The 26,026-nt window shown below is 58.4% G+C and carries 29 protein-coding genes; 16 read left to right on the plus strand and 13 right to left on the minus strand.

Going from position 1 to position 26,026, the window contains the following annotated elements:
• Window position 1 precedes the first annotated feature (1 nt).
• From hmgA to ACR3FC_RS06405, 8 genes are all read left to right on the plus strand, one after another.
• Window positions 2-1,357 carry a homogentisate 1,2-dioxygenase gene (gene hmgA / locus ACR3FC_RS06370; RefSeq protein ID WP_267365046.1) on the plus strand — a complete coding sequence of 452 codons (1,356 nt, stop codon included), beginning with the start codon at window positions 2-4 and terminating at the stop codon, window positions 1,355-1,357.
• Window positions 1,358-1,393: 36 nt separating this feature from the next.
• Complete coding sequence (locus tag ACR3FC_RS06375) at window positions 1,394-1,528, plus strand: hypothetical protein (protein WP_480473942.1); 135 nt, start codon at window positions 1,394-1,396, stop codon at window positions 1,526-1,528.
• 44 nt (window positions 1,529-1,572) lie between these two features.
• Entirely contained in the window at window positions 1,573-2,829 is a 1,257-nt protein-coding gene (gene fahA / locus ACR3FC_RS06380; protein ID WP_480473943.1) for a fumarylacetoacetase, read from the plus strand.
• Window positions 2,830-2,916: 87 nt separating this feature from the next.
• Entirely contained in the window at window positions 2,917-3,867 is a 951-nt protein-coding gene (locus ACR3FC_RS06385; RefSeq protein WP_209598814.1) for an MBL fold metallo-hydrolase, read from the plus strand.
• Window positions 3,868-4,001: 134 nt separating this feature from the next.
• A complete protein-coding gene (locus tag ACR3FC_RS06390; RefSeq protein WP_480473944.1) occupies window positions 4,002-5,612 on the plus strand; it encodes an FAD-dependent oxidoreductase in 1,611 nt (536 codons plus the stop codon).
• Window positions 5,613-5,617: 5 nt separating this feature from the next.
• On the plus strand, window positions 5,618-5,815 hold the full coding sequence (locus tag ACR3FC_RS06395) for a DUF2783 domain-containing protein (RefSeq protein ID WP_209506076.1): 198 nt from the start codon (window positions 5,618-5,620) through the stop codon (window positions 5,813-5,815).
• Between the two features lie 11 nt (window positions 5,816-5,826).
• Window positions 5,827-6,465, plus strand: a complete 639-nt coding sequence (maiA, locus tag ACR3FC_RS06400) for a maleylacetoacetate isomerase (protein WP_480473945.1) — start codon at window positions 5,827-5,829, stop codon at window positions 6,463-6,465.
• An 86-nt stretch (window positions 6,466-6,551) separates the two neighbouring features.
• The gene (locus ACR3FC_RS06405; RefSeq protein WP_480473946.1) at window positions 6,552-6,887 is read left to right on the plus strand and encodes a DOPA 4,5-dioxygenase family protein; all 336 of its coding nucleotides are present in this window, start codon (window positions 6,552-6,554) and stop codon (window positions 6,885-6,887) included.
• Here ACR3FC_RS06405 and ACR3FC_RS06410 read toward each other — a convergent pair.
• Window positions 6,884-8,512, minus strand: a complete 1,629-nt coding sequence (locus ACR3FC_RS06410; protein WP_480473947.1) for an acyl-CoA synthetase — start codon at window positions 8,510-8,512, stop codon at window positions 6,884-6,886. The two genes, ACR3FC_RS06405 and ACR3FC_RS06410, sit on opposite strands and share 4 nt — an antisense overlap.
• 221 nt (window positions 8,513-8,733) lie before the next feature.
• On the opposite strand from ACR3FC_RS06410, the gene ACR3FC_RS06415 reads away from it, so the two are divergent.
• Window positions 8,734-10,125, plus strand: coding sequence for an aminotransferase family protein (locus tag ACR3FC_RS06415; protein WP_209506068.1), 1,392 nt, complete (start codon window positions 8,734-8,736; stop codon window positions 10,123-10,125).
• Window positions 10,126-10,214: 89 nt separating this feature from the next.
• On the opposite strand, the gene ACR3FC_RS06420 is transcribed toward ACR3FC_RS06415, so the two are convergent.
• The 5 genes from ACR3FC_RS06420 to ACR3FC_RS06440 form a co-directional block, all read right to left on the minus strand.
• A complete protein-coding gene (locus ACR3FC_RS06420) occupies window positions 10,215-11,024 on the minus strand; it encodes a hypothetical protein (RefSeq protein ID WP_480473948.1) in 810 nt (269 codons plus the stop codon).
• A gap of 68 nt (window positions 11,025-11,092) precedes the next feature.
• The gene (rplT, locus tag ACR3FC_RS06425) at window positions 11,093-11,458 is read right to left on the minus strand and encodes a 50S ribosomal protein L20 (protein WP_039523695.1); all 366 of its coding nucleotides are present in this window, start codon (window positions 11,456-11,458) and stop codon (window positions 11,093-11,095) included.
• Between the two features lie 15 nt (window positions 11,459-11,473).
• Window positions 11,474-11,674, minus strand: a complete 201-nt coding sequence (rpmI, locus tag ACR3FC_RS06430) for a 50S ribosomal protein L35 (protein WP_010443552.1) — start codon at window positions 11,672-11,674, stop codon at window positions 11,474-11,476.
• A 183-nt stretch (window positions 11,675-11,857) separates the two neighbouring features.
• Window positions 11,858-13,408 carry an alanine/glycine:cation symporter family protein gene (locus tag ACR3FC_RS06435; RefSeq protein WP_480473949.1) on the minus strand — a complete coding sequence of 517 codons (1,551 nt, stop codon included), beginning with the start codon at window positions 13,406-13,408 and terminating at the stop codon, window positions 11,858-11,860.
• A 13-nt stretch (window positions 13,409-13,421) separates the two neighbouring features.
• Window positions 13,422-13,859 (minus strand): universal stress protein, encoded by a 438-nt coding sequence (locus tag ACR3FC_RS06440; protein WP_480473950.1) that lies wholly within the window; start codon window positions 13,857-13,859, stop codon window positions 13,422-13,424.
• 208 nt (window positions 13,860-14,067) lie between these two features.
• Here ACR3FC_RS06440 and ACR3FC_RS06445 point away from each other — a divergent pair, with 208 nt between their 5' ends.
• The gene (locus tag ACR3FC_RS06445; protein ID WP_480476823.1) at window positions 14,068-14,502 is read left to right on the plus strand and encodes an Lrp/AsnC ligand binding domain-containing protein; all 435 of its coding nucleotides are present in this window, start codon (window positions 14,068-14,070) and stop codon (window positions 14,500-14,502) included.
• A gap of 32 nt (window positions 14,503-14,534) precedes the next feature.
• Here the strand turns inward: ACR3FC_RS06445 and pyk are convergent, their stop codons facing one another.
• Window positions 14,535-15,980 carry a pyruvate kinase gene (gene pyk, locus ACR3FC_RS06450; RefSeq protein WP_480473951.1) on the minus strand — a complete coding sequence of 482 codons (1,446 nt, stop codon included), beginning with the start codon at window positions 15,978-15,980 and terminating at the stop codon, window positions 14,535-14,537.
• A 143-nt stretch (window positions 15,981-16,123) separates the two neighbouring features.
• Here pyk and ACR3FC_RS06455 point away from each other — a divergent pair, with 143 nt between their 5' ends.
• The 3 genes from ACR3FC_RS06455 (at window position 16,124) to ACR3FC_RS06465 (ending at window position 17,590) form a co-directional block, all read left to right on the plus strand.
• The gene (locus ACR3FC_RS06455; RefSeq protein ID WP_480473952.1) at window positions 16,124-16,861 is read left to right on the plus strand and encodes an N-formylglutamate amidohydrolase; all 738 of its coding nucleotides are present in this window, start codon (window positions 16,124-16,126) and stop codon (window positions 16,859-16,861) included.
• A gap of 86 nt (window positions 16,862-16,947) precedes the next feature.
• Window positions 16,948-17,187: a DUF6868 family protein gene (locus ACR3FC_RS06460; protein ID WP_480473953.1), complete on the plus strand. Its 240-nt coding sequence runs from the start codon at window positions 16,948-16,950 to the stop codon at window positions 17,185-17,187.
• Between the two features lie 88 nt (window positions 17,188-17,275).
• Window positions 17,276-17,590, plus strand: coding sequence for a DUF1244 domain-containing protein (locus tag ACR3FC_RS06465; protein ID WP_480473954.1), 315 nt, complete (start codon window positions 17,276-17,278; stop codon window positions 17,588-17,590).
• A 43-nt stretch (window positions 17,591-17,633) separates the two neighbouring features.
• Here ACR3FC_RS06465 and ACR3FC_RS06470 read toward each other — a convergent pair whose 3' ends face one another.
• The 3 genes from ACR3FC_RS06470 to dgcN all read right to left on the minus strand — a co-directional run bounded on the left by ACR3FC_RS06470 (window position 17,634) and on the right by dgcN (window position 20,546).
• Window positions 17,634-18,494 carry a D-amino-acid transaminase gene (locus tag ACR3FC_RS06470; protein WP_480473955.1) on the minus strand — a complete coding sequence of 287 codons (861 nt, stop codon included), beginning with the start codon at window positions 18,492-18,494 and terminating at the stop codon, window positions 17,634-17,636.
• 10 nt (window positions 18,495-18,504) lie between these two features.
• Window positions 18,505-19,470 (minus strand): N-acetyl-D-Glu racemase DgcA, encoded by a 966-nt coding sequence (gene dgcA / locus ACR3FC_RS06475; protein ID WP_480473956.1) that lies wholly within the window; start codon window positions 19,468-19,470, stop codon window positions 18,505-18,507.
• A 74-nt stretch (window positions 19,471-19,544) separates the two neighbouring features.
• Window positions 19,545-20,546, minus strand: a complete 1,002-nt coding sequence (gene dgcN, locus ACR3FC_RS06480; protein WP_480473957.1) for an N-acetyltransferase DgcN — start codon at window positions 20,544-20,546, stop codon at window positions 19,545-19,547.
• A 295-nt stretch (window positions 20,547-20,841) separates the two neighbouring features.
• Between dgcN and ACR3FC_RS06485 the strand changes: the two genes are divergently transcribed.
• Window positions 20,842-21,804 (plus strand): L-malyl-CoA/beta-methylmalyl-CoA lyase, encoded by a 963-nt coding sequence (locus tag ACR3FC_RS06485; protein WP_480473958.1) that lies wholly within the window; start codon window positions 20,842-20,844, stop codon window positions 21,802-21,804.
• Window positions 21,805-21,858: 54 nt separating this feature from the next.
• Here ACR3FC_RS06485 and ACR3FC_RS06490 read toward each other — a convergent pair whose 3' ends face one another.
• On the minus strand, window positions 21,859-22,437 hold the full coding sequence (locus tag ACR3FC_RS06490) for a PA14 domain-containing protein (protein ID WP_480473959.1): 579 nt from the start codon (window positions 22,435-22,437) through the stop codon (window positions 21,859-21,861).
• Window positions 22,438-22,556: 119 nt separating this feature from the next.
• Complete coding sequence (locus tag ACR3FC_RS06495) at window positions 22,557-23,009, minus strand: Lrp/AsnC family transcriptional regulator (protein ID WP_480473960.1); 453 nt, start codon at window positions 23,007-23,009, stop codon at window positions 22,557-22,559.
• A 73-nt stretch (window positions 23,010-23,082) separates the two neighbouring features.
• Here ACR3FC_RS06495 and ACR3FC_RS06500 point away from each other — a divergent pair, with 73 nt between their 5' ends.
• Window positions 23,083-23,679 (plus strand): LysE family translocator, encoded by a 597-nt coding sequence (locus tag ACR3FC_RS06500; protein WP_480473961.1) that lies wholly within the window; start codon window positions 23,083-23,085, stop codon window positions 23,677-23,679.
• 185 nt (window positions 23,680-23,864) lie between these two features.
• Complete coding sequence (locus ACR3FC_RS06505; RefSeq protein WP_480473962.1) at window positions 23,865-24,827, plus strand: acetyl-CoA carboxylase carboxyltransferase subunit alpha; 963 nt, start codon at window positions 23,865-23,867, stop codon at window positions 24,825-24,827.
• 3 nt (window positions 24,828-24,830) lie between these two features.
• Here the strand turns inward: ACR3FC_RS06505 and ACR3FC_RS06510 are convergent, their stop codons facing one another.
• On the minus strand, window positions 24,831-25,961 hold the full coding sequence (locus ACR3FC_RS06510) for a lytic murein transglycosylase (RefSeq protein ID WP_480473963.1): 1,131 nt from the start codon (window positions 25,959-25,961) through the stop codon (window positions 24,831-24,833).
• Window positions 25,962-26,026: the final 65 nt, after the last annotated feature.

The following is a 26,026-nucleotide window of genomic DNA, read 5'->3' on the forward strand; positions in this document are numbered from 1 at the left end:
AATGAACCGTCCGACGGATCCGCATTCATTGACGCAAGCAGCAACGCCTGTTGGTACCCATGCCGGTTACATGCCCGGCTTTGGCAACGACTTTGAAACCGAGGCGCTGCCCGATGCGCTGCCGCAGGGGATGAACAGCCCGCAAAGGTGCAACTACGGACTTTACGGTGAACAGCTGAGTGGCACGGCCTTTACCGCCAACCCACCTGAACGCACCTGGTGCTATCGTATTCGCCCGTCGGTAAAGCATTCGCACCGTTACGAAAAGATCGACTTGCCCTATTGGAAATCGGCCCCGTGCATCGACCCGGATGTGATCAGCCTGGGCCAGTATCGCTGGGACCCGGTGCCGCATTCCGATGAAGGTCTGAACTGGATGACCGGGATGCGGACCATGACGACGGCAGGGGACGTGAACACCCAGGTTGGCATGGCCTGCCACATTTATCTGGTTACCGAATCCATGGTCGACGACTATTTCTTCTCGGCCGATTCCGAGTTGCTGGTGGTGCCACAGGAAGGGCGACTGCGCTTTGCGACTGAACTGGGAATCATTGACCTTGAGCCCAAGGAAATCGCGATCATCCCGCGTGGACTGCTGTACCGGGTTGAAGTTCTGGAAGGCCCGGCACGTGGCTTTGTGTGCGAGAATTACGGCCAGAAGTTTGAACTGCCGGGTCGCGGCCCGATCGGGGCCAACTGCATGGCCAACCCGCGCGATTTCAAAGCTCCGGTCGCTGCCTATGAGGATCGTGAAACCCCGTCGACCGTGACGATCAAATGGTGCGGCCAGTTTCACACCACGAAAATCGGACACAGCCCGCTGGATGTGGTGGCGTGGCACGGCAATTATGCGCCCTACAAATACGATCTGCGCAATTATTGCCCGGTCGGCGCGATCCTGTTTGACCATCCCGACCCGTCGATCTTTACCGTTCTGACGGCGCCCTCGGGCCAGCCCGGCACCGCAAATATTGACTTTGTCCTGTTCCGCGAACGCTGGATGGTGATGGAAGACACGTTCCGCCCACCGTGGTATCACAAGAACATCATGTCGGAACTGATGGGCAACATCTACGGTCAATATGATGCGAAACCGCAGGGCTTCGTTCCCGGTGGCACCAGTCTGCACAACATGATGATCCCGCATGGCCCCGACAGGGAAGCCTTTGACAAAGCATCCTATTCCAATCTGGGGCCGGAAAAGCTGGACCAGACGATGTCGTTCATGTTCGAAACCCGGTTCCCCCAGCACCTGACGCCGTTTGCCGCCAATGAGGCACCGTTGCAGGACGACTATATCGATTGCTGGACATCGCTAGAGAAGAAGTTCGACGGCACACCGGGCAAGAAGTGACCCTCAGACTGGGTTACCCGGACAGCACCCGTCCTGATGGCGATGAACATACCCATTCCGGTTGCAGGCGTACTGTCGCTGCAACCGGAAAACAAAGACGGGGCCTTGGCAGCCGACCTGCCGCAACCGCGCCCGTTCTGGGCTTTGGCGCCTGTCTTTCAGGGGTTATGATCGTTTCGAACCACGTACCAAGTACAACAAAATAGGGGCAAAATATGCCTTTGATGAAATCCTGGGTGGCCTCGGCCAACGACGCGGCGCATCCGTTTCCACTGAACAACCTGCCTTACGGTGTCTTCTCGACTGAAGGCGATGATCCACGCTGCGGTGTGGCCATTGGCGACATGATCCTGGACGTTACCGCGGCCGAAGCCGAAGGCCTGATCACCCTGACCGATGAACCGCTGTTCGATCTGCCGTTCTGGAACCCCCTGATGGAAGAAGGCCCCGCTGTCTGGACCGCCCTGCGTGAGCGGCTGATCAGCCTTCTGGCGGACGGCTCGGACGAACAAAGCAAGGTCGAACCGCTGCTTGTACCACAGGCCGAAGCCGAGATGCACTTGCCCTTCGCGGTCAGCGAATACACCGATTTCTATGCCGGGCGGAACCATGCCTTCAACGTGGGCACCATGTTTCGTGGCCCGGAAAACGCGCTGCCGCCGAACTGGTTGCACATTCCGATTGGTTATAACGGACGGGCGTCCTCGGTCGTGGTGTCCGGCACGGATATCCGTCGCCCTTGGGGACAGCTGAAATCCCCCGATCAGGACCTGCCCGCCTTCCTGCCCAGCCGCCGCTTTGATATCGAGTTGGAGATGGGTGCGATTGTCGGCACGCCCTCGGATGGCCCGATCACGGTTCAGGAAGCTGACGACCACATCTTCGGCTACGTTCTGCTGAACGACTGGTCGGCACGTGATATACAGGCCTGGGAATACCAGCCGCTGGGTCCGTTTCAGGCCAAGGCAACCGCAACCTCGATCAGCCCTTGGATCGTGACCAAGGCAGCCCTCGAGCCGTTCCGCTGTGATACGCCAGCCCGCGAGTTCGCGCTGCTGGACCACCTCAAGGATTGCGGCCCGATGCTTTATGACATCGATCTGGCCGTCACCATGGCACCCGAAGGCAAAGACGTCACGACCATCGCGCGGACCAACTACAACCAGATGTATTATTCCGCCGCGCAACAATTGGCCCACCACACCACATCGGGATGCCCGATGAACACCGGCGACCTGCTGGGGTCAGGCACCATATCCGGACCAACCAAGCCCGAACGCGGATCGTTGCTGGAACTTAGCTGGGGTGGGAAAGAGCCGCTGACGCTGAACACAGGTGAAACCCGCAGCTTCATCGAAGACGGCGACACGATGACCCTGACCGGCGCGGCCAGGGGCGACGGCTATACGATCGGGTTCGGCGACTGCACCGGCACCGTTCTGCCTGCACTCAATTCCCCATTCGAGCGATGACGCACTGAGCTTCATCTTTTCCCAAATACTCCCGCCGGAGGCATCCAATCCCTGCCTTCCGCGCAACCGCAAAAGGACAAAACCAAGATGGCCAAAGCATTCGCGTCCCAGGGGGACATGTCGGAAAAGAAAATCTCGTTCACCGAAGTGGGCGAGGGGCTCTATGCTTTCACCGCCGAGGGCGACCCGAACTCGGGCGTGATCATCGGCGATGACAGCGTGATGATCGTCGAGGCGCAGGCGACCCCGCGCCTGGCCAACAAGGTGATCGAATGCGTGCGGTCTGTGACCGACAAGCCGATCACCCACGTGGCCCTGACCCATTATCACGCTGTACGGGTTTTAGGTGCCAGCGCTTTTGGAGCACAACAGATCCTGATGTCCGACATGGCCCGCGCCATGGTGGTTGAACGCGGTCAGGAAGACTGGGACAGCGAATTCCAGCGCTTCCCGCGCCTGTTCGAAGGGCATGAAAGCATCCCCGGCCTGACCTGGCCCACAACCACATTCAGCGACACGATGACCGTTTATCTGGGCAACCGCCGGATCGACCTGATGCATCTGGGGCGCGCCCATACCGCCGGTGATATCGTCATCCATGTGCCTGACCAGAACGTGATGTTCACCGGCGACATCGTCGAATATCACTCGGCCTGCTATTGCGGCGACGGGCATTTCAGCGACTGGGGCGACACGCTGGACGAGATCAAGTGGTTCGATGTCGACGCCATCGCACCGGGACGCGGCGACGCGCTGGTTGGCAAGGACATGGTCAATGCCGCCATCGAAAACACCCGCGATTTCGTCGAAAGCACCTACCGCCCCGCAGCCAAGGTTGCGGCGCGCGGTGGCAGCCTGAAAGAGGCATGGGACGCAGTCCGCGCCGAATGTGACCCTAAATTCGCCAGTTACGCGATCTACGAACACTGCCTGCCGTTCAACGTCGCCCGCGCCTATGACGAAGCCCGCGGTATCGACACGCCTCGCATCTGGACCGCCCAACGCGATCTTGAGATGTGGGAGGCCCTGCAGGGGTAAGGAAAAACGGCCCAGTTTGATCCAGATCGTTTTAGGCGGCGGGATTCAGTGAAACCATATGCCAAAGGTTTCGGCACGTGCTGCCGGGGCACAGGACATGCAGCACTTTGGCGCATCTGCTTGGGGGGAAGCCCATGAACAAGATCTTTGAAACTCCGCTTTACGGCTATGAACGCAGCCCCGATCAGGACAGCCCGACGCCGGTTCGGCACAAGGTTATCGTGATCGGCGCGGGTCCGGTTGGTCTGGCCGCCGCGATTGATCTGGCGCAGCAAGGGGTCGACGTCGTGGTTCTGGACGAGAATGACAAGGTCAGTTTCGGCAGCCGCGCCATCTGTTTCTCGCAACGCACGCTGGAAATTGCCGACCGGCTGGGATGCGGACGCCGACTGGTCGACAAGGGCGTCCTGTGGGATCGGGGCAAGGTGTTCTTCGATGACCGACAGGTCTATGACTTCAACCTGCAACCGGAACAAGGTTATGCCAACCCTGCCTTCATCAACCTTCAGCAATACCATTTTGAGAACTATTTCGTTGAACGGGTCCGCGAGTTGCAGGCAGAAGGCGCACCGATTGAGATACGCGGGCGCAACAAGGTCGAGGCGATTGGCACGCATGACGATCACGTGCGGCTGGAGGTCGGGACGCCCGAAGGACCTTACACAATCGAAGCCGATTGGCTGATTGCCTGTGATGGCGCGACCTCCCCCGCCCGGCGGATGTTGGGCATTGATTTCGAAGGACGGATTTTCGAAGACAACTTCCTGATTGCAGACGTGATCATGGATGCGGATTTTCCGTCTGAACGCTGGTTCTGGTTCGATCCGCCGTTCAATCGGGGGCAATCCGCATTGTTGCATAAACAGCCCGACAATGTATGGCGCATCGACTTGCAGCTGGGTTGGGATATCGACAAGGAACGCGAAAAGCGCCCCGAGAACGTGATCCCCCGCCTCAAGGCAATGCTTGGGGATGATGTCGAGTTTGAGCTGGAATGGGTCTCGATCTATACGTTCCAGTGCCGTCGCATGGAAAGCTTCCGCAAGGGCCGTGTCCTGTTTGCGGGCGACAGCGCGCATCAGGTCAGCCCCTTTGGCGCGCGCGGGGCCAATTCCGGCCTTCAGGACACCGACAACCTGTGTTGGAAACTGAAGCTGGTTCTGGATGGGAAAGCACCTGAAACTCTGCTGGACAGCTACAACGCCGAACGCGTGTACGGGGCCGATGAGAACATCCTGAATTCCAGCCGGTCGACCGATTTCATCACCCCGAAATCCGAGATGTCGCGGATCCTGCGCGATGCGGTACTGGACCTGAGCGAGCATTATGACTTCGCGCGCCCGCTGGTGAATTCTGGCCGCCTGAGCCAGCCCTGCACCTATGATGGATCTTCGCTGAATTCTGCGGACGCGCTGAACGGCCCCGCCGGAACGCGCCCGGGTTCGGCCTGTCCAGACGCTCCGCTTGGTGACGAGTTTCTGCTGCCCAAGCTTGCAGGCAAGTTCACGCTTTTGACTATCGATGCAGACGCCCCAGATACCCTGGAAGAAGATGGGATCGAGGTCACGCGACTGGCGCTGTCGGTCAAGGATGATATGACGCTGGCCCTCAAACGCCGCTATCTGGGCGACGCGACCAGCGCAGTCTACCTGATCCGCCCGGACCAGCATGTGGCCGCCCGGCGTGACAGTTACGAAGAAAACACCTTCCGGCACGCGATCCGCAGAGCCTGCGGTAAGGAGTAAGCCCCATGTCAGACCTGATCCTAACCCCGAACATCAAAAACGCCGATGACTTCTATGCCGAACTTCTGGCCGCGCATGAAGGCCTGGAAAAAGCAGACAGCGACGCGCTGAATGCGCGGCTGGTACTGGTGTTGGCCAACCACATCGGTGACAGTACGGTGCTGACGGACGCCCTTCGCGCTGCCGCTTTGACTGACAGTTGACAGGCCCGGACGTGAGCGACGTCGTCCTTTATGACTATTGGCGATCCTCGGCCAGTTACCGGGTGCGGATCGCCCTGAATCTGGCCGGGATCGCGTATCGCCCGGTTGTTGTCGATCTGGTGGGCGGCGCACAAAAGGGCGATGAACATATCGCGCGAAACCCGCAGGGCTTTGTGCCGGTTCTGGATATTGACGGGCTGCGGTTGACGCAATCGCTGGCCATCCTCGACTATCTGGACCGGACCCGGCAGTTGAACCTTCTGCCTGATGATCCGGCGGAACGCGCGCGTGTTCAGGCGCTGGCTTATGCGATCGCCGTCGACATCCACCCAGTCTGCAACCTGTCGGTTGCGCGCTATGCCACGACCCTGAGCCATAACGCCCCCGACATGCCCGGCGACTGGATGCGGAATTTCATCAAACCCGGGTTGCAGGCGTTCGAAACCATGTTGGGTGATTTCGAACAGGCCCCCTACTGTGTTGGGTCAAAGCCCGGTCTCGCCGACCTCTGCCTGATCCCGCAGATCTATAACGCGCGCCGGTGGCAGGTTGATTTGTCGGATATGCCCCGCCTGCTGCGGGTTGAAGAGGCCTGCGCCAATCACCCGGCCTTTGTCGCGGCACATCCCGACGCACATGCGCAGGGTTAACATTGCACAGACCCTGTGTGCATGCGCAGCTAGGTTTTTTTCCTTTTAGGCCTTAGCTTTGAGCCAACAAAGCAGATGAGGTTTCTATGCCCGAGATCACCGGCTATCACGCCCATATCTATTTCGATGCCGACACGCAGGACACCGCTCAGCAGGTCTGTGAAGAGGCGACCCGCCTGTTCCCTGTTCAAATGGGCCGGATGCACGCCCGAAACGTCGGCCCCCATCCGCGCTGGAGCTGCCAGCTGGGCTTTGCCGCTGGGGCGTTCGATCAGGTCATCCCATGGCTGATGCTGAACCGGCAGGGTCTGACGGTCTTCACGCACCCGGAAACCGGTGAACATCTGGAGGATCACCGCGACCGCGCGATCTGGATGGGTGAGATGCTGGCGTTGGACCTGTCGATATTCGACAACCTTTAACCCAGCGCCCGTGCCTGATCCCGCAGAACGAATTTCTGCACCTTGCCGGTTGATGTCTTGGGCAGGGTGCCGAACACCACCGTTTTGGGTGCCTTGAAATGGGCCATCCGGTCGCGACAGAAGGCGATAAGCTCTGCCTCGGTTGCGGCTGCGCCGGGTTTCAACTCGACAAAGGCGCAGGGCGTTTCGCCCCATTTCTCATCGGGACGGGCCACCACGGCAGCCTCCATCACCGCCGGATGCTTGTAGAGGATACCTTCGACCTCGACAGATGAGATATTTTCGCCGCCCGAGATGATGATGTCCTTTGAACGGTCCTTGAGCGCGATATAGCCATCGGGGTGCATGACGCCAAGATCACCGGACGCGAACCAGCCACCGTGAAAGGCCTTGTCGGTAGCGTCGGGATTCTTGAGGTATCCTTTCATCACCACGTTGCCCTGCATGAATATCTCACCCATGGTTTCGCCATCAGCCGGAACCGGTTCCAGCATTTCCGGGTCGGCCACCATCAGTCCGGACAACGCTGTATAGCGCACCCCTTGCCGCACCTTGAGGGCCGCGCGGTCTTCAGGCCCTTTGCTGTTCCATTCGTCTTTCCATGCGCAGACAACCGAAGGCCCATAGGTTTCGGTCAGGCCATAGACATGCGTGACCTCGACACCCATCGCCTCCATCGCTTCGATCACGGCCGCAGGCGGCGGGGCACCTGCCGTCATCACCTTGATCTGGTGGTCAAAGTCCTTCAACTCATCCGGAGCGTGGGCCAGCATGTTCAGAACGATCGGCGCACCGCAGAAATGGGTCACTTTCTCGTCCCGGAAAGCAGCATAGATCGGTTCGGCCCGCACCGCGCGCAAGCAAACGGAAACACCTGCATTGGCTGCCATGGCCCACGGGAAGCACCAGCCGTTGCAGTGGAACATCGGCAGGGTCCACAAATAGACCGAATGCCTGGGCATATCCCAGTCCAGCAAATCGGACTGCGCATTCAGGGTCGCGCCGCGATGGTGGTAAACCACGCCCTTGGGGTTGCCCGTGGTGCCCGAGGTATAATTCAGGGTGATCGCGTCCCATTCGTCCGCTGGCAGTGACCAGTCAAACGCGGGGTCGCCTTCGGCCAGCAGGGCATCATAGGTCAGGCGGCCCAGCTTTTCACCGCCGTCGAAGGTGGGGTCTTCGATATCGATGACCAGAATGTCATGATCGACCTGTTGCAGCGCATCTTTCACCACATCCGAAAACTCGGGGTCGACCAGCAGCGCCTTGGCTTCGGCATGGTTCAGGATGAATGCGACAATCGGCGCATCCAGCCGTGTGTTGATTGCGTTCAGAACAGCGCCCGTCATGGGCACGCCAAAATGCGCCTCGTACATTTCCGGGATGTTGGCCGCGATTATCGAAACGGTATCGCCCCGTCCAATCCCACGCGCTGTCAACGCACTCGCCAGACGCCGGCAACGGGCATAGGTTTCAGCCCAGGAATACCGGCGATCCCCATAAACCACGGATGGATAATCCGGGTAGACCTGCGCCGTCCGTTCAATGAACGTAAGGGGCGACAGGGGTGTGTAATTTGCCCGGCATTTGTCCAAATGACGCTCGTAGATATGTGTCGCTGCCATCCGCTGTCCTCCCGAAACGCAGTTTGGGCGAATTGAGCACAAAGTTCGCGTTCTGACAAACCCGTAGAAATACGGCGGCAAAACTGACTGGCGATACGGGATGATACGATCTGGCCCTATCTACATCCGGGCTTTCGCGGTGATCTGAAGCATCTTAAACACATGCCGGGATGAGGCATTTCCATATCCCGTGCACCGCTTCCTCACTGAAAGGACATGTCATGGACGGCACGTTCAACGAAAACGATCTTTCCCGCGTGGTCGAGGCCGACCGCGCCCATATCTGGCACCATCTGATCCAGCATAAACCCTTTGAAACCAATGACCCACGCATCATTGTCGAGGGCAAGGGCATGCGTGTCTGGGACCAGAAAGGCAAAGAGCATCTGGATGCGGTTTCCGGCGGCGTCTGGACCGTCAATGTCGGCTATGGCCGCGAATCGATCTGCAAGGCGGTTTACGACCAGCTGATGAAGCTGTGCTATTTCGCCAATTCGGCCGGTTCCATCCCGGGTGCGCTGTTTGCCGAGCAACTGATCGACAAGATGCCGGGCATGAGCCGCGTCTATTACACCAACTCAGGTTCCGAGGCGAACGAGAAGGCGTTCAAGATGGTGCGCCAGATCGCGCACAAGAAATACGGCGGCAAGAAAACCAAAATCCTGTACCGCGACCGGGACTATCATGGCTCGACGCTGGCGACCATGTCGGCAGGCGGTCAGGACGAGCGCACAGCGCAATACGGCCCCTTCGCCCCTGATTTCGTGCGCGTGCCGCATTGCATGGAATATCGCAAGCACGAGTTGGACGGCGCACCCGAAGAGAATTTCGGCGAATGGGCCGCAGATCAGATTGAAGCCGTCATCCTGCGCGAAGGCCCTGATACAGTAGGTGCGCTGTGCCTTGAGCCGGTGACAGCGGGTGGCGGTGTGATCGAAGCGCCTGAAGGATACTGGCAGCGCGTGCAGGAGATCTGCAAGAAATACGACGTGCTGCTGCATATCGACGAGGTTGTCTGTGGAGTGGGCCGCACCGGCACGTGGTTCGGGTACCAGCAATACGGTATCAAGCCCGATTTCGTGACCATGGCCAAGGGCGTTGCGTCGGGCTATGCCGCGATTGCCTGCATGGTCACCACCGAGGAAGTCTTTGACTTGTTCAAAGACGATGCCGCGGACCCAATGAACTATTTCCGCGATATCTCGACCTTTGGTGGGTGCACCGCTGGTCCGGCAGCGGCCATCGAGAACATGCGCATCATTCAGGATGAAAACCTGTTGCAGAACTGCACGGACATGGGCGCGCGCATGACGAACAACCTTCTGGCGCTGATGGACAAGCACAAGGTCATCGGCGATGTGCGCGGCAAGGGCCTGTTCCTGGGGGCCGAACTGGTTGTGGATCGCGGCACCAAAGAGCCGGTGGACGAGAAACTGGCGCAGGCCGTTACTGCCGACTGTATGGCACAGGGCGTGATCATCGGCGTGACCAACCGCTCGATCCCCGGTCGCAACAACACGCTGTGCTTCTCGCCTGCGCTGATTGCTACGGCCGATGACATCGACCAGATCACCGACGCGGTTGACGGCGCGCTGGGGCGTGTTTTTGGATGATCCAAGCCGACTAACCGCTGATCTTAGAATCTCCAATTCTCTGAACCGGCGCGCTCTGCGCCGGTTCATTCAAGCGCAGAAGTCCAGTCTCAGTTCACCCTCTTGATTTCGACTTCGTCAAATTCAAACCTGCCGGTTCCGAATGCTGCGAGGCCAATTCCCGCGCGACCGTCCGCGCCCGAGGACGTTCGTTTTGAAAACAGCGTTTGAATGACCTTTGTTCCGTTGACATAGAAGACAACATGCGCGCCTCGCACCTTAAAGGACAACTTGTTCGGAGACTCGAGCAAAATCGCGTCATGAGTGCCCGCATGCACGACGCGCAACTGACGTCCGTCTTTTTGCAGAACGTGGAAGCGCCCCTTGCCGTCCACGGCAAATACCACATATTTTCCCGCTTTCCCGCTGCCAACCAGAATGCCAACCCCGCTTTTTCCGGAAAACTCTCCGCCCACAACGGCAGATATCACCATGTCTTGCGTACTCTCCAACGAGTCCGATCCTGGAAAATTTACCCATGCCACATCGTTGAACTGAAGACTGCGGGTATCCTGCCTATTTTCCATCACAAGCTTGCCATCGGCCACATAAAACGCCCAGGGCGACTTGACCGACTGAAAGTCAATCTGCCCGCCCAGCATGAGCGTCTGGTCTTCTCCGTCAAAGGTTTCAACCAACACGTCCGGAGTATCGGGCTCTGTGATAGCGTCCTGCGACCGCGCTTCATCAGAGTAACCGACTAACGTGGCAGTCAGAACAATAAGAGCTTGTATTAATTTTTGGCAAAAAGGCATTCTGGTAATTCCATTCAATCCAAAAGAGAAGTTGATTATATAATTACAGCAATTACGTGCATTATCCAGAATGGAATACCATACTTGGTTGACGCGGAAATCCACGGGTTTCTGCCAAAGAAAAAGACCGCCCCAAGGGGACGGCCTTTCTTTCACTGTCTCTTTTCAGAGGTTCAGGCAGCCAGAGCAGCCTGAGCTTTGGCGACGATCGCGCCGAACGCTTCCGGTTCGTGCACGGCCAGGTCGGCCAGAACTTTGCGGTCCACTTCGATACCGGCCAGGTTGAGACCGTTGATGAAGCGGGAATATGTCAGAGCCTCGTCATGGCTGCGCACAGCAGCGTTGATCCGCTGGATCCACAGCGCGCGGAAGTTGCGCTTGCGGTTCTTGCGGTCACGAGTCGCGTACTGGTTGGCCTTGTCGACGGCCTGAGTTGCGACTTTGAAGTTGCTCTTGCGACGACCATAATAGCCTTTTGCGGCCTTGATGATCTTCTTGTGACGGGCGTGAGTTACGGTTCCACCTTTAACGCGGGACATCTCTTACATCTCCTCTTAGCGGTCGTAGGGCATGTAGCCCTTGACGATCTTTGCGTCGGGGGCGGACAGGGTGGTGTTGCCACGGGCATCGCGGATGAATTTCTTGGTCCGCTTGATCATGCCGTGCCGTTTGCCGGCCTGGCCAGCAAGGACCTTACCGGTCGCAGTCACCTTGAAGCGCTTCTTGGCGCTTGATTTGGTCTTCATCTTAGGCATTTCCGTCTCCTTTTCCGGGTTCGGTTTCAGACGCGACTCGGCATGCCATCTCGGCCGGTCACGCGATCAGAAGCGCCGTTTACGCAAGTTCGGTCATACTGGCAAGGGGGTTTGGACCAGAATCTATGCTTTTTGCAGGCTGGTCAGGCACCGGGGCGACACAAGCCGCCCCGGTGATTGGACTTAGTGTTCAAATTTGCGGATTTCACCGCTCTTCAGCCTTGCGGAGTAGGACGCCAGTTCCTGCCGCACCACTTTCATCAGGAAGTAGAGGGCAAAGACGTTCACAACCGCCATCGCAAAGATCGCCGCATCCGAGAAGTCGATAACCGGACCGAGGTTGGCTGCAGCGCCGATCACCACGAAGACGCAGAAGATGATCTTGAAGATCAGCTCTTTTGTGTGACCTTCTCCGAACAGGTAGGTCCAGGCCTTCAGGCCATAGTAGGACCAGCTGATCATTGTCGAGAAGGCAAACAGGATCACCGCGATCGCAAGGATGTACGGGAACCAGCTGAACGCGCTGGCAAAGGCGGCAGAGGTCAGGCTGACGCCGGAATTGCCACCCACTGTTGCGATGGCGGAACCCGCCTCGTTCAGCATGTAGTTGCCGGTTTCAGGGTCGATGATCAGCTGTTGCGTGATGATGATCACCAGTGCCGTCATGGTACAGATCACGACGGTATCGATGAACGGTTCAAGCAGCGATACAAAACCCTCGGTGATCGGTTCCTTGGTCCGAACCGCCGAGTGCGCAATCGCCGCCGAGCCAACGCCCGCCTCGTTCGAGAATGCCGCGCGCTTGAAGCCCTGGATCAGCGCGCCGACCATGCCCCCTGCTACGCCCAGCCCCGTGAAGGCACCGGCAAAGATCTGACCAAAGGCCCAGCCGATCATGTCCGCATTCATCGCGATGATGACCAGTGCGGTGGCGACATACAGCACACCCATGAACGGCACGACCTTTTCAGTCACCCGAGCGATGGATTTCAGACCGCCAACAATGACCATGAACACGACCGCGGCAAAAACAATACCGGTAATCCAGCCCGGATAGTCCCCAACGATACCGGCGATCTGCTGATGCGCCTGGTTAGCCTGGAACATGTTCCCGCCGCCCAACGCGCCCAGAATACAGAAGATCGAGAACAGCACCGCCAGGATCTTACCACCGGGCAGGCCCAGCTCGTCGAAGCCCTTGGACATGTAATACATCGGGCCACCTGAAACGGTGCCGTCTTCGTATTCATTGCGGTATTTCACGCCCAGCGTACATTCGGTGAACTTCGATGCCATGCCCAGAAGACCCGCAAGGATCATCCAGAAGGTTGCGCCTGGCCCACCGATGCCAATGGCAACGGCCACGCCCGCGATGTTCCCCAGGCCCACAGTGCCGGACAGCGCTGTGGCCAATGCCTGAAAGTGGCTGACCTCGCCCGCGTCGTTGGGATCGGAATAGTCACCTTTGACAAGGCTGATCGCGTGACCAAAGAACCGCAACTGCACAAGCGCGAAATACAGCGTGAAAACCGATGCAGCGATGACCAGCCACATAACGATCCACGGAAAGCTGGTTCCGGGCAGCGGTGCAAAGATGAAGCTGACAAACGGCCCGGTCAGGTTTGCAAAGGCCTGATTGATTTTTTCGTCCAGTCCCGGCGCCTCTTGCGCAAGGGCAGGGCTGGCGGCAATGGTGGCGGCCGTTACGGCGCCAAGTGTTTTTAGCGTTCTCATTTTAGCCCTCCCCTCAGTTCACGACCGTAACCGGAACGTCGGCATGCATCACCAGATATTGCGTCGAACTGCCGAACAGGCGTTTCTTGATCCCGTCCGCAGATGCCCGGCCCACGACGATTTGCGAGCCTCCGTTTTCGACAGTGATGGCGTTCAGCGTTTCCGCCACATCGCCATGGCGCACAATGCCCTGCGCCTCGAAACCCGCAGCCCTGAGGGCCTCTACGGCAGGTGTCACGACACGCGACAACGCCAGATCAACCTCTTCTTCGCGGCGCTTGTGGCGCTGGGCGTTTTCTTCAGGTGTCTGGAATGTGTAAGGTGACCATTCGATCACATAAGCGACCAGCAAATCGCACGTTCCGATCAGCTTTGCCAAATCCTTGGCAAAGGCAATCGCACGCTCGCCGGTTTCAGTCCCGTCGAGTCCTATGACAATCTTTGTTGTCATTTCGTTCCTCCGTTTTTGTTGTTAAGGCCGGGGCCCACGCCCCCGGCAGGGCGGCCGGAACTTGGAACTTTTCAACAAGACCGCCCTTTGGTAAGTATTAGGAAATTTCACTAGGAATTGGAGATTTTTTTGGGCCATTTTCAGTGTAATTTATCGAATTGCGCCAAAAATACAGGGAATATTACTGATTAGCAGAGATTTAGACAATATCGATCAACGCATCCTGTACGAGCTGGAGGCCAATGGCCGGCTCTCGATAGTTGAGTTGGCGGCGCGCGTAAACCTTACCAATACGCCCTGTTCCGAGCGTGTAAAACGACTTGAGAAGAATGGCTATATCAAGGGGTACAGAGCCGTTGTCGACAAGGAAAGGATGGGGCTGGCGCTGCTGACCGTGGTGCAGGTATCCCTGGTCGCAACTGCGGAACAATCCCTTGTGAAATTCAATGAGGCTGTTCGGAATGTGTCGGAAATCGAAAGTTGCCTGATGGTGGCGGGCTCGTTTGATTATCTTCTGACCGTTCGAACGCGCGACATTGCACATTTCCGGCTGGTTCTGGGCGAGAAGATCAACAAGCTGCCGGGGATACATCAGACCAGCTCTTTTACAGTTATGGAGATTGTAAAAGAGCCGGTTGGCTGACATGACACTCGGGCCCGAGTGTCGGGGTGCGGTTATTCCGGATCCGTGCTGTAGATCAGCCGTTCATCACAAGGGGCCACCCGCAGAATGTTAGTCGTGCCCGGTACGTTGAAGGGGACACCGGCCGTAACCACGATCTGGTCGGTTTCGGTTGCAAACCCCCCTGCCCGCGCCGCGCGGGCCGCGTTGACCACGGCGCTTTTGAACCGCTGAAGTTCGGGTGTCATGACGCAGTTGCACCCCCAGCTCAGGCAAAGCCTGCGCGCGGTCCCCATCAACGATGTCATCGCAATGATCGGAACACCGGGACGTTCGCGGGCGGTCAATGAGGCGGTCGTTCCGCTTTGCGTAAAGCAGCAGATGGCTTTGATATCGGTCTTTTCAGCAATCTCTCGGGCGGCCGCGACGATGGCATCGGCCACAGTGCTTCCTTTTGCCGTGCGGGACGCGGCGATGATCTGGGAATAGGTCGGGTCGGCCTCGACCTCGATGGCGACCTCATTCATGGTCTGCACGGCCTCAACCGGATAAGCACCTGCCGCCGATTCCGCGCTGAGCATAATGGCGTCCGTGCCCTCATAGATCGCGGTGGCCACATCCGACACTTCGGCACGCGTGGGCATCGGGCTTTCGATCATGCTTTCCAGCATCTGGGTGGCGACAATGACCGGCTTGGCGGCACTACGGCACTTGCGGACCAGCCTCTTCTGAATGGGCGGCACCGCGGATACCGGCAGTTCCACGCCCAGATCGCCCCGCGCCACCATGATCCCGTCCGAGGCATCGAGGATGTCGTCGAACGCCTCGACCGCGGCGGGCTTTTCGATCTTCGACAGGATCGCGGCGCGTCCATCAGCCAGCGCGCGGGCCTCGAACACATCTTTCGCACGCTGAACAAAGCTCAACGCCAGCCAATCGACACCCAGTTGGCACACAAACTCCAGATCATCACGGTCCTTCGCCGACAAGGCCGCCAGCGGCAGCACCACATCCGGGACGTTCACGCCCTTGCGATTCGAGATCGTACCGCCGACTTCGACCGTGCAATTGGCAAAGTCCTGACCGCAATCCTGAACGATCAGACGGATCTTGCCGTCATTGACCAGAAGGCGCGCGCCCGGTTCAAGGGCCGCGAATATCTCGGGGTGCGGCAGGCACACGCGGGTGGTGTCGCCGGGGGCTGGATCAAGGTCCAGACGGAACGCCGCGCCCTCTTCCAGCTCCTCCGTATCATTTGCAAAAACACCAACCCGCAGCTTGGGGCCCTGAAGATCGGCCAGAATGGCAATTGGGCTGTCCAGATCCTTTTCAACCCGCCGAATGATCCTGTGGCGTTCACGTATCTCATCATGGCTGCCGTGGCTCATGTTCAGACGGAACACATCCGCCCCGGCCTCGTGCAGGGCACGAATGGTGTCATAGTCGCTGGACGCCGGTCCCAGCGTCGCCACGATTTTTACATTCCTCAGGCGTCGCATTGGTCTTGACCTCCTCATGCCGGTTCAGATCACGCAGATCAGCTTTTGCAAAATGTTACCGCAAACACTGCTATGGCGCTTATTGCGCAATTCCCTTTTTAAAGCAACTGCCCTACACCTGCGACAAACTAGATGACAGGCTTATGACTTACACCCCGTTTTTCGTTCACGGCGCGGATCGCCCGTCCCGGTGGCTGATCACATGCGACCACGCAACCAACACCGTCCCCCCCGAGGTCAACGACGGAGACCTTGGCCTGCCACGCGAGGATATGGAGCGCCATATCGCCTATGATGTCGGAGCGTATGAGGTATCAAAACATCTGGGCGAGATTCTGAACGCACCGGTGATTGCCGCCAACTTCTCGCGCCTCGTAATCGACCCGAACCGAGGGGAAGATGACCCCACGCTGTTGATGAAACTGTATGACGGGTCGATCATCCTCGGCAACCGCCATGCCGATGCCGCCGAGCGCGAACGCCGCCTGGACATGTGTTATCGCCCCTACCACACAGCGTTGGCCGAGATGGCGGCACTGCCACATGCGGTAATTGTGTCGATGCATTCCTTCACGCGCCAGTTGCGCGGACGTGATCCGCGTCCGTGGCACATTGGCGTATTGCACACCCCAGACGAGCGGTTTTCGCGCCCTTTGATCAACCGGCTGCAACAGGAAGATGACCTGTGCGTTGGTGTCAATGAACCCTATACCGGCGTTTTGCCAGGTGACGCGATTGACAAGCACTGCACCGCTTTTAGCCGCCCCAATGCATTGATCGAGCTGCGCAATGATCTGATTGCCGACCATGCCGGTCAACGGCATTGGGCCGAGCGGCTGGCGGTAATCCTGCAAGATGCGCTGGACGCCAGCGACCTTTGACCGCAAGGTTTGCTGGGGCATTCCGCCCCTCACGCCATTGTGAGCAATGCCCCTGATCCCCATATAATGCGGGAAAGGGGATCGTCATGACACAGGAGTTTCTGACAACGTTTTTTGGTTGGATGGCCGCGCTTAATATCGCGGTATTGCTGTTCACCACCGTCATGATTCTGCTTTTGCAGGACTGGATCGCTGGCATTCACGGCAGGATGTTTCAGATGGATCGCGCCGACGTGAAACGAGCCTATTTCAGATTTCTTGCCAACTACAAGATCCTGACACTGATCTTTTGCATCGTGCCCTGGCTGGCCTTGAAACTGATGTAGGTAGCACTGACCACAAGCACCGTTGTTGTAACGACACGGCAGGATTGTTACGTCAGAAGAAACACACACTGCCTTCCGGAGCCACAAGATGGACAAGCAAACCGAAATCGAACTTCAGGCTGCCGCCTTTCGTCGGCTGAAAAAGCACCTGATGGAAGACCGCACCGATGTGCAGAACATCGACATGATGAATCTGGCCGGGTTCTGCCGCAACTGCCTGTCGCGCTGGTATCAGGAAGCGGCCAATGAAAAGGGGATCGAGATGGGCAAGGACGAGGCCCGAGAACTTTTCTACGGCATGACCATGGATGAATGGAAAGCCAATTATCAAACCGAGGCCAGCGCTGAAAAACAGGCCGCCTTCAAGATCGCGTTTGAAGAGAATGTAACAAAAAAGGGCTAGGTCCAATGCGAAAAAGGCCCGCCAGATTGGCGGGCCTTTTTCTTTAGATCGCCGCCTTGCGGCTTTCGTCCAGATAAATCTCGCGCAGGCGTTTTGCAATCGGTCCCGGCGTACCGTCACCCAGCGCAACTCCGTCGATTTCAACCACAGGCATCACAAAGGCGCTGGCCGAGGTGGTGAATGCTTCATCAGCCTCTTTGGCTTCGTCGATGGTGAACAGACGTTCTTCGATTTCCATCTGCGCCTCAGCCGCCATGCGCAACACGGCCTTTCGGGTGATGCCGTGCAGAATGTCGTTGGATAGCGGGCGAGTGACAATCTTGCCGTTTTTGACGAAATAGGCGTTGTTGCTGGTGCCCTCGGTCACAAAGCCGTCCTCGACCAGCCATGCGTCGTCGCAACCTGCCTTCTTGGCCATCATCTTGCCCATCGACGGGTAGAGCAATTGCACCGTTTTGATGTCGCGCCGGCCCCAACGGATGTCTTCGATCGAGATGATCTTGGCGCCTTTCCTGGCCGCCGGGCTGTCAGCCAGCCCGGGCTTGTTCTGCGTGAACAAAACGAGGCTGGGCTTGGTATCTGCCGACGGAAACACGAAATCCCGGTCGCCATCGCTGCCGCGCGAGACCTGCAAATAGACCAGACCTTCCTCGATGCCGTTCAGCTCAATCAGCTTGCGGTGGATCTCCAGCAGTTCGTCCTTGGTGCAGGGCTCCGCCATCTCCAGCTCGTCCAGCGAGCGCTTCAGACGGACAGAGTGACCTTCGAAGTCGATCAGCTTGCCGTCCAGCACACTGGTGACTTCGTAAACCGCGTCCGCAAACAGGAAGCCACGGTCAAATATGGAAACCTTGGCCTCGGTCTCCGGCAGGTATTCGCCATTTACGTAAACGGTACGGGTCATATTCGTCTCCTCAACCCCAAAGTGCGGCCGCAGGCGGGTGCACTCCGGCGTCGTCAAAATCCAGCGGGGTGTCGCGGTCTTCGGCCAACAGAAGCGGACCGTCAAGGTCCGTTACAATCGCACCCTGTGCCAGCAATGTCGCAGGTGCCATGGCAAGCGAGCTGCCGACCATGCATCCCACCATAATGTCATAACCTTCGGCAATCGCTGCCTTGCGCAACTCCAGCGCCTCGGTCAGGCCCCCGGTCTTGTCGAGCTTGATGTTGATGACATCATATTTACCCTTCAACTTGGGCAGGCTGGCACGGTCATGGCAGGATTCGTCAGCGCAGACTGGCACCGGGCGCTTCATCCCGATCAATGCATCGTCATCTCCTGCGGGCAAAGGCTGTTCCACCAATGCCACGCCCAGCCGCACCAGATGCGGGGCGAGGTCGGCGTAAACCTCGGCCGACCAGCCTTCGTTTGCATCCACAATGATCTTGGAATTCGGAGCACCGGCGCGCACCGCCTCAAGCCGGGGCATATCATCGGGCGTGCCCAGCTTGATCTTCAGAAGCGGGCGATGCGCGTTCCCGGCGGCCTGCGCCTGCATTGCCTCGGGGGTGTCCAGCGACAATGTATAAGCGGTGATCTCGGGGCCGGGCTTGGGCAGACCCGCCAGGTCCCAGGCGCGCTTGCCAACACGTTTGCACTCCAGATCCCACAGGGCACAATCCACGGCGTTCCGCGCGGCGCCTGCGGGCAGCAGATCCGTCAGCGTCTGGCGGGTGACATCCGCGGGCAGACCGGCAATCTCAGCCTCAACAGACTCGAGCGTTTCGTCATAACGCGCGTAAGGAACGCATTCGCCCCAGCCGTGATGGCTTCCGTCCGAAACCCGAACCGTCAGCACCTTTGCTTCGGTCCGCGACCCGCGCGAGATGGTGAAGACCTGCGCCAGCCGGAACACATCGCGAGAAACCTCAATCTGCACGCACCCGCTCCTTCATCTTTTCCCAAATACTCACGCCGGAGGCGGAACAGTCCGCCACCGGCGCGTTGTTCAGATCATATTGCGGCCAGCGCGTCCACCAGCTTGCCCGAACCAAAACGGAACGGGTCGGTCGCAGGCAAGCCCATATCCTCTTCGATCTTGGCCAGATAGGCGGTCGCGTCTGCCTCGGACATGTGCTGGGTGTTGACCGAAACGCCAACAACCTGACAATCCGGGTTTGCCACCTTGGCCAGCGCCAGCGCGGTGTCGCGCAGGGCTTCCAATGTTGGCAGTTGATAGGTTGGCAAGCCGCGCATATGCGCACGGGTCGGTTCATGGCTCAGGATCAGGGCGTCCGGCTGGCCGCCATGGATCAGTGCCATGGTCACGCCGGAATAGGATACGTGGAACAATGACCCCTGCCCTTCGATCAGGTCCCAGTGATCATCGTCATTGTCCGGTGTCAGCCATTCGACCGAACCCGCCATGAAGTCAGCAATGACTGCATCCAGCGGCACACCGTCACCGGTGATCAGGATGCCGGTTTGGCCGGTCGCGCGGAAGGTCGATTTCATCCCGCGCTCACGCATCTCGGCGTCCATCGCCAGCGCGGTGTACATCTTGCCAACCGAACAGTCTGTTCCGACGGCCAGACACCGTTTGCCCTTGCGCTTGATCCCGTTTGCAATCGGATAATTGATTTCAGGCACCCGCACGTCGTGCAGTTTCCGTCCTGTTGCTTCGGCCACCGCTACCAGGTCCGGCTCATCCCGCAGCAGGTTATGCAACCCCGAGGCCAGGTCGAACCCTTCCTCAAGCGCCATGACCAGAACCTTTTTCCAGTCCTGGCTGATCACACCGCCGCGGTTTGCCACACCGATCACCAGTGTCTTGGCACCGGCTTCCTTCGCTTCGGTCAGGGTCATGTCAGCCAAGCCCAGATCGGCCTTGCAGCCGTCCATTCGATACTGGCCCACGGCGTTTTCCGGACGCCAGTCCTTGATCCCAACAGCCACTTTGGCCGCCAATTGGTCGGGCGCATCGCCCAGGAACAGCAGGTACGGTGTCTCGATCATTGCGGTCACTCCTTTGATTCCGGGGCAGGCTAGAGAAGCGGTAAAACGAGCGCTTCGCGTTTTGGCCCGTCAACCACGGCCTATGCGCGAGTTTCTTGCGCAGTGTTCTCGATGTGCGCAAAAATCTTCGAAGTTTTCAAACTGATTAAACTTTAATCACCCCACTCGGGCAGTTTTGAAGCTGCTTTCTGCAACCGCATTGCCGCAGGTGCACAATCGCTCTTGCGCCGCACCGCGCAATTTAATACCTCATTGAGCAGGAAAATCGTAATTTCATTACTCAGACGAGGTCCAGATGAGCTTTCGCATCCAACCTGCCGCACCGGCGCGTCCCAATCGCTGTCAGCTGTTTGGCCCGGGGTCGAACACCAAACTGTTCCCGAAGATGGCGGCATCCGCTGCGGATGTGATCAACCTCGATCTTGAAGACTCGGTTGCGCCTTCGGATAAGGATACGGCCCGCGCCAATGTCATCGAAGCACTGAACACCGTGGACTGGGGCAACAAATACATGTCCGTTCGCATCAACGGATTGGATACCCCGTACTGGTATCGCGACGTTGTCGATGTATTGGAACAGGCGGGCGACCGTCTGGATCAGATCATGATCCCCAAAGTCGGCTGCGCGGCAGATGTCTATGCGGTGGACGCATTGGTCACCGCCATCGAACGCGCCAAAGGTCGCCCCAAACCAATCAGCTTTGAGGTTATCATCGAATCTTCCGCCGGCATCGCCCATGTCGAAGAAATCGCAGCCTCCTCGCCCCGTTTGCAGGCTATGAGCCTTGGCGCGGCTGATTTTGCCGCTTCGATGGGGATGCAAACCACCGGCATCGGCGGCACGCAGGAAAACTATTACATGCTGCACGAGGGTGCGAAACACTGGTCCGATCCATGGCACTGGGCACAGGCCGCCATCGTTGCCGCATGCCGCACCCATGGCGTGCTGCCAGTCGACGGGCCCTTCGGTGACTTCAGCGATGACGAGGGGTACATTGCGCAGGCCAAACGTTCGGCCACGCTGGGCATGGTGGGCAAATGGGCCATCCATCCCAAGCAGATCGCGCTGGCCAATCAGGTGTTCACCCCCTCGGAAGAAGCCGTGTCAGAGGCCCGCGAAATCCTCGCCGCGATGGAGCAAGCCAAAGCCAATGGCGAAGGTGCGACGGTTTACAAAGGACGTCTGGTCGACATCGCTTCGATCAAGCAGGCCGAGGTGATCGTGGCACAGGCCGAGTTGATCGCGGCCAACGGCTGATGCACAATAAAAAAGGCGCCCGACCCGGCACCTTTTTCCAACTTTGTTCTGGTATCACCGCCCAAAAACAGCATTCGGCGTCCAGGTGAACCTTTCGCCCTTTTTACCCGACTTCATCATCAGGCAGGATGTTCCAAGCTTTTGGAAATAGATGATCTTGAGCGGGTACCACCCTGCCTTGGGCACTTCGACTTCGGTCCGCTGGTTGGCCTCACAACCCTGAATACCCGTGACATAGCCTATATTTTGGCCTCCGACGAATGCTTCTATCCCGTCATTCGACCAGGTTTCCAACTCGTAAACCCCAGGCGAGTCGAACCGCATATATCCCGTAATCTCGGCAGCAACATTGTAAGCGCCGTCGAATGTCATGACATTGTCACCCTGACTGGTGTCCCTGTAATCCAGTCCCTGCAGCGGTTGCCCAGGCTGCGCTTTGGACAGCATGCTTTTTGCCTGACTCAGATCGCGGATCTTCTTGTGTTGATTGCCTGTGCCAATGTACTTCACATTCAGCCCCGCCTTCGGAGAAGGCTGCGGGTTGGCAGGTTGCAGTTTCAGCGGGGCAGACAAGGCGGCCCCGGCAACCACTGACAAGGCAACTGCGGCCGCCACTGTTCGAACGCGTTTCATCGTAATCTCCCTGTTTGCGTGCCGTTCTGGCTGGGCATATCCCAAGGCAACGTCATTTCCATGACTTTAGGCTGTGAGTTTTCGCCCTGCAAGAGAGTGTGCCTTCACAATTCAAGACGTCACGCTCGCAAATTCTTGGGTGAATCCATGACCACATAGGATGTGATCGAGGTGACATGCGGCAGGGTCCCCAACACCTCGGTATGGAAGGTCTTGTAAGACGGCAGGTCTGCACATTCGACCCGCAGCAGGTATTCGATTGTTCCCGTGATGTTGTGGCATTCGACAACTTCCGGGGCTAGTTGGAGCGCTCGTTCAAACCCCTCCTGCGCGGCCTTCGTATGCTCGCCCAGCCCTACACCAATATAAGCGACAAAGCCGATACCCATCGCCGCCGGGTCCAGAACCGCGCGATACCCCGTGATCACCCCGGCCCGCTCAAGTTCTTGCACACGGCGCAGGCAGGCCGAAGGGGAAAGGCCCACACGCTCAGCCAGATCCAGATTGCTGATCCGTCCGTCACGGGTCAGCTCCTGCAATATCTGGCGGTTTATTCTGTCATTCTTCATCATTGATTGCACAACTACAGGAAACACGCACAAAAAAGCAATTTTATTTGCCGCAGAGCGGACAATACTTCGCGCCATGACTTATGACATCCTGATGGCCCTGATCGCCTTTGCCTTCGTAACCTCGATTACACCGGGGCCGAACAACCTGATGCTGATGGCTTCGGGGGCAAATTTCGGCTTTCGACGTTCGATTCCGCATATGCTGGGCATTGGGCTTGGCTTTACCTTCATGGTGCTGCTCGTCGGATCTGGTCTGGTGCAGGTCTTTGATCGGTATCCCGTCAGCTATTCAGTGCTGAAAAACCTGTCGGTGATTTATCTGCTCTATCTGGCCTGGAAGATTGCACATGCCGCGCCGGCAAGCAGCGCCGAGGTGACCGGAGTGCCGATGACATTCCTGCAAGCCGCAGCGTTTCAATGGGTAAACCCAAAAGCCTGGGCCATGGCCCTGACCGCCACCACGGCCTATACACCGGATCGGACGATGTATGCGATTGCCATCGTTGCGTTTGTCTTCGGAGCCGTCAACTTACCGTCCGTCAGCACATGGACCGTTCTGGGACAGCAGATGGCGCGGATGCTGACAAACCCGCGCCGATTGGTTGTCTTCAACTGGACAATGGCTGTGCTGCTTGTGGTTTCGCTCTACCCCGTGCTTTGGCCGGAATGAGTTTCCCCATAAGTCGATTTCAGCGATTGTTCTGCTGGGCATGTCGGGAATGTGCTGGCAAGAGAAAGAATCTCTTAATCTGATCAACGGCTTTTGACATGAACGATGCCGCTTCAGTGTCATCTAGTTGCATCTGAGGCCAGCCAGCGGCATATAGCTAGGAAATTTCACGCAGATGAGGCGTCATGACCCAGTATCTGGATTTCGAAAAACCGCTGGCCGAAATTGAAGGCAAAGCTGAAGAGCTGCGCGCGCTGGCCCGTGCCAACGAAGAAATGGATGTGGCAGAAGAAGCCGCCGCGCTGGATGCCAAAGCCTCCAAGCTGCTGGATGAACTCTATCGCGACCTGACACCCTGGCGGAAGTGCCAGGTGGCGCGTCACCCGGAGCGCCCGCATTGCAAGGATTACGTGGACGCATTGTTCACCGAGTTCACCCCGCTGGCCGGTGACCGGAACTTTGCCGACGATCTCGCCGTTATCGGTGGTCTTGCGCGCTTTAACGATCAGCCGGTGATGGTGATCGGCCACGAAAAGGGCAGCGATACCAAGTCGCGGATCGAACGCAATTTCGGGATGGCCCGCCCCGAAGGCTATCGCAAGGCAGTTCGTCTGATGGAGATGGCCGGGCGTTTTGGACTGCCTGTCATTACCTTGATCGACACTGCTGGCGCCTATCCGGGCAAAGGAGCAGAGGAACGCGGCCAATCCGAAGCGATTGCCCGGTCGACCGAAATGTGTCTGAAAATCGGCGTGCCGCTGGTTTCGGTCATCATCGGCGAAGGCGGCTCGGGCGGCGCTGTGGCGTTTGCGACCGCAAACCGCGTGGCGATGTTGGAGCATTCGGTCTATTCGGTGATCTCGCCGGAAGGCTGCGCATCGATCCTTTGGAAAGATGCCGAAAAGATGCGTGAAGCGGCCGAGGCGCTGCGTTTGACCGCTCAGGATTTGCACAAGCTGGGCGTATGTGACCGGATCATCCCGGAACCCAAGGGTGGCGCACATCGCGATCGACCGGCAACGGTTGAGTCGGTGCGCGCGGCCATCACCGCCATGTTGACTGAACTGGACGGCAAGGATGGGGCGGCCCTGATAAAGGACCGCCGTCAGAAATTCCTTGATATCGGGTCGAAGGGGCTGGCAGCGTAACCGTCAGCCACCCAACCTGCGCAGCAAAGCAACCGAAGGCTCACCTGTCACGGGCAGACCGTTGGCGCTTTGATAAGCGCTGATGGCTGTGGTGGTGTTGTTTCCGATCACGCCATCTGCGCCTTGCGTGTCATACCCCGCAGATGTCAGGCGGCGCTGCAATTCCTTGCGGTCGTCCAGCGTAAGCCCACTTGCATCCGGCCCGAACGAGGCCTGAAACGGCGCCCCGCCCGCGATCCTGTCCGCCAGATGACCGACGCCGATCGCGTAGCTGTCCGAGTTGTTATAGCGTTTGATTACCTGGAAATTGCGGAACACGGCGATGCGGGGGCCCGGTATTTGCGGCTGCAACACGGCCACCGGAGTACCGGAAACACGCCCCGCCTCTCCGCCCCAGGGTTGACCTCGCACCCAACCTGCACGCGACAGGTAAGCAGCGGTGGAAGCCAGCGAATCCGTCGGATCATCCGACCAGATGTCGCGCCGCCCGTCGCCGGTGAAATCCACGGCATAGGCTAGATACGAGGTCGGAATGAACTGCGTGTGCCCCATCGCCCCGGCCCAACTGCCGGTCATGTTGGCAGGCGTGGTATCGCCGTTCTGAAGGATCTTCATCGCCGCGATCAACTGACTTTCAAAGAACTGCCCACGCCGGCCATCATAAGCAAGCGTCGACAGAGCCGATACAACGGGCACATCACCGCGGCGCGCGCCGTAACGGCTCTCCAGCCCCCAGACGGCCACGACGATTTCCTTATCCACGCCATATTGCGCCTCGATCCGCGACAGGGTGCCGTTATGTTGCCGCAGCATCTGCTGGCCGGTGCTGATCCGTTCGTCCGAGGCCGCGATGGCTAGGTAGTCTTCGAGGCTGCGCTTGAATTCGACCTGATTTCGGTCGCGTTCGATTACGTCGGGCAAATACCCGGCCCCCTGAAAGGCGCGGTCAACGGTTGTCCGGGAGATCCCCTGCGACGCTGCCCTGCCCTTGAAACCGGCAACCCAGGCATCCCACCCGGCATTAGGAACAGCCCGCATCCGGGTTGCAGGCGTGCCGGACGGAGCGGCACCGCCTGTACAGGCGGCCAAAAGCGTTGATCCGAGGCAAATGGAAAAAGTCCGGCGAGTGATCATGGTTTGGGTCTGCTCTTGTTTGTGATTTGCCGCAAGAGTAACCCAGCCGGGTTGCACAGGCCAGA

Source organism: Ruegeria sp. AF3 (genome assembly GCF_056536285.1).

Excerpts from the sequence above, each read along its gene's own strand:
- hmgA (WP_267365046.1), top strand. The coding sequence starts at position 2 with ATGAACCGTCCGACGGATCCGCATTCATTGACGCAAGCAGCAACGCCT.
- ACR3FC_RS06375 (WP_480473942.1), top strand. The coding sequence starts at position 1,394 with ATGGCGATGAACATACCCATTCCGGTTGCAGGCGTACTGTCGCTGCAA.
- fahA (WP_480473943.1), top strand. The coding sequence starts at position 1,573 with ATGCCTTTGATGAAATCCTGGGTGGCCTCGGCCAACGACGCGGCGCAT.
- ACR3FC_RS06385 (WP_209598814.1), top strand. The coding sequence starts at position 2,917 with ATGGCCAAAGCATTCGCGTCCCAGGGGGACATGTCGGAAAAGAAAATC.
- ACR3FC_RS06390 (WP_480473944.1), top strand. The coding sequence starts at position 4,002 with ATGAACAAGATCTTTGAAACTCCGCTTTACGGCTATGAACGCAGCCCC.
- ACR3FC_RS06395 (WP_209506076.1), top strand. The coding sequence starts at position 5,618 with ATGTCAGACCTGATCCTAACCCCGAACATCAAAAACGCCGATGACTTC.
- ACR3FC_RS06405 (WP_480473946.1), top strand. The coding sequence starts at position 6,552 with ATGCCCGAGATCACCGGCTATCACGCCCATATCTATTTCGATGCCGAC.
- ACR3FC_RS06410 (WP_480473947.1), bottom strand. The coding sequence starts at position 8,512 with ATGGCAGCGACACATATCTACGAGCGTCATTTGGACAAATGCCGGGCA.
- ACR3FC_RS06415 (WP_209506068.1), top strand. The coding sequence starts at position 8,734 with ATGGACGGCACGTTCAACGAAAACGATCTTTCCCGCGTGGTCGAGGCC.
- rplT (WP_039523695.1), bottom strand. The coding sequence starts at position 11,458 with ATGTCCCGCGTTAAAGGTGGAACCGTAACTCACGCCCGTCACAAGAAG.
- rpmI (WP_010443552.1), bottom strand. The coding sequence starts at position 11,674 with ATGCCTAAGATGAAGACCAAATCAAGCGCCAAGAAGCGCTTCAAGGTG.
- ACR3FC_RS06435 (WP_480473949.1), bottom strand. The coding sequence starts at position 13,408 with ATGAGAACGCTAAAAACACTTGGCGCCGTAACGGCCGCCACCATTGCC.
- ACR3FC_RS06440 (WP_480473950.1), bottom strand. The coding sequence starts at position 13,859 with ATGACAACAAAGATTGTCATAGGACTCGACGGGACTGAAACCGGCGAG.
- pyk (WP_480473951.1), bottom strand. The coding sequence starts at position 15,980 with ATGCGACGCCTGAGGAATGTAAAAATCGTGGCGACGCTGGGACCGGCG.
- ACR3FC_RS06455 (WP_480473952.1), top strand. The coding sequence starts at position 16,124 with ATGACTTACACCCCGTTTTTCGTTCACGGCGCGGATCGCCCGTCCCGG.
- ACR3FC_RS06460 (WP_480473953.1), top strand. The coding sequence starts at position 16,948 with ATGACACAGGAGTTTCTGACAACGTTTTTTGGTTGGATGGCCGCGCTT.
- ACR3FC_RS06465 (WP_480473954.1), top strand. The coding sequence starts at position 17,276 with ATGGACAAGCAAACCGAAATCGAACTTCAGGCTGCCGCCTTTCGTCGG.
- ACR3FC_RS06470 (WP_480473955.1), bottom strand. The coding sequence starts at position 18,494 with ATGACCCGTACCGTTTACGTAAATGGCGAATACCTGCCGGAGACCGAG.
- dgcN (WP_480473957.1), bottom strand. The coding sequence starts at position 20,546 with ATGATCGAGACACCGTACCTGCTGTTCCTGGGCGATGCGCCCGACCAA.
- ACR3FC_RS06485 (WP_480473958.1), top strand. The coding sequence starts at position 20,842 with ATGAGCTTTCGCATCCAACCTGCCGCACCGGCGCGTCCCAATCGCTGT.
- ACR3FC_RS06490 (WP_480473959.1), bottom strand. The coding sequence starts at position 22,437 with ATGAAACGCGTTCGAACAGTGGCGGCCGCAGTTGCCTTGTCAGTGGTT.
- ACR3FC_RS06495 (WP_480473960.1), bottom strand. The coding sequence starts at position 23,009 with ATGATGAAGAATGACAGAATAAACCGCCAGATATTGCAGGAGCTGACC.
- ACR3FC_RS06500 (WP_480473961.1), top strand. The coding sequence starts at position 23,083 with ATGACTTATGACATCCTGATGGCCCTGATCGCCTTTGCCTTCGTAACC.
- ACR3FC_RS06505 (WP_480473962.1), top strand. The coding sequence starts at position 23,865 with ATGACCCAGTATCTGGATTTCGAAAAACCGCTGGCCGAAATTGAAGGC.
- ACR3FC_RS06510 (WP_480473963.1), bottom strand. The coding sequence starts at position 25,961 with ATGATCACTCGCCGGACTTTTTCCATTTGCCTCGGATCAACGCTTTTG.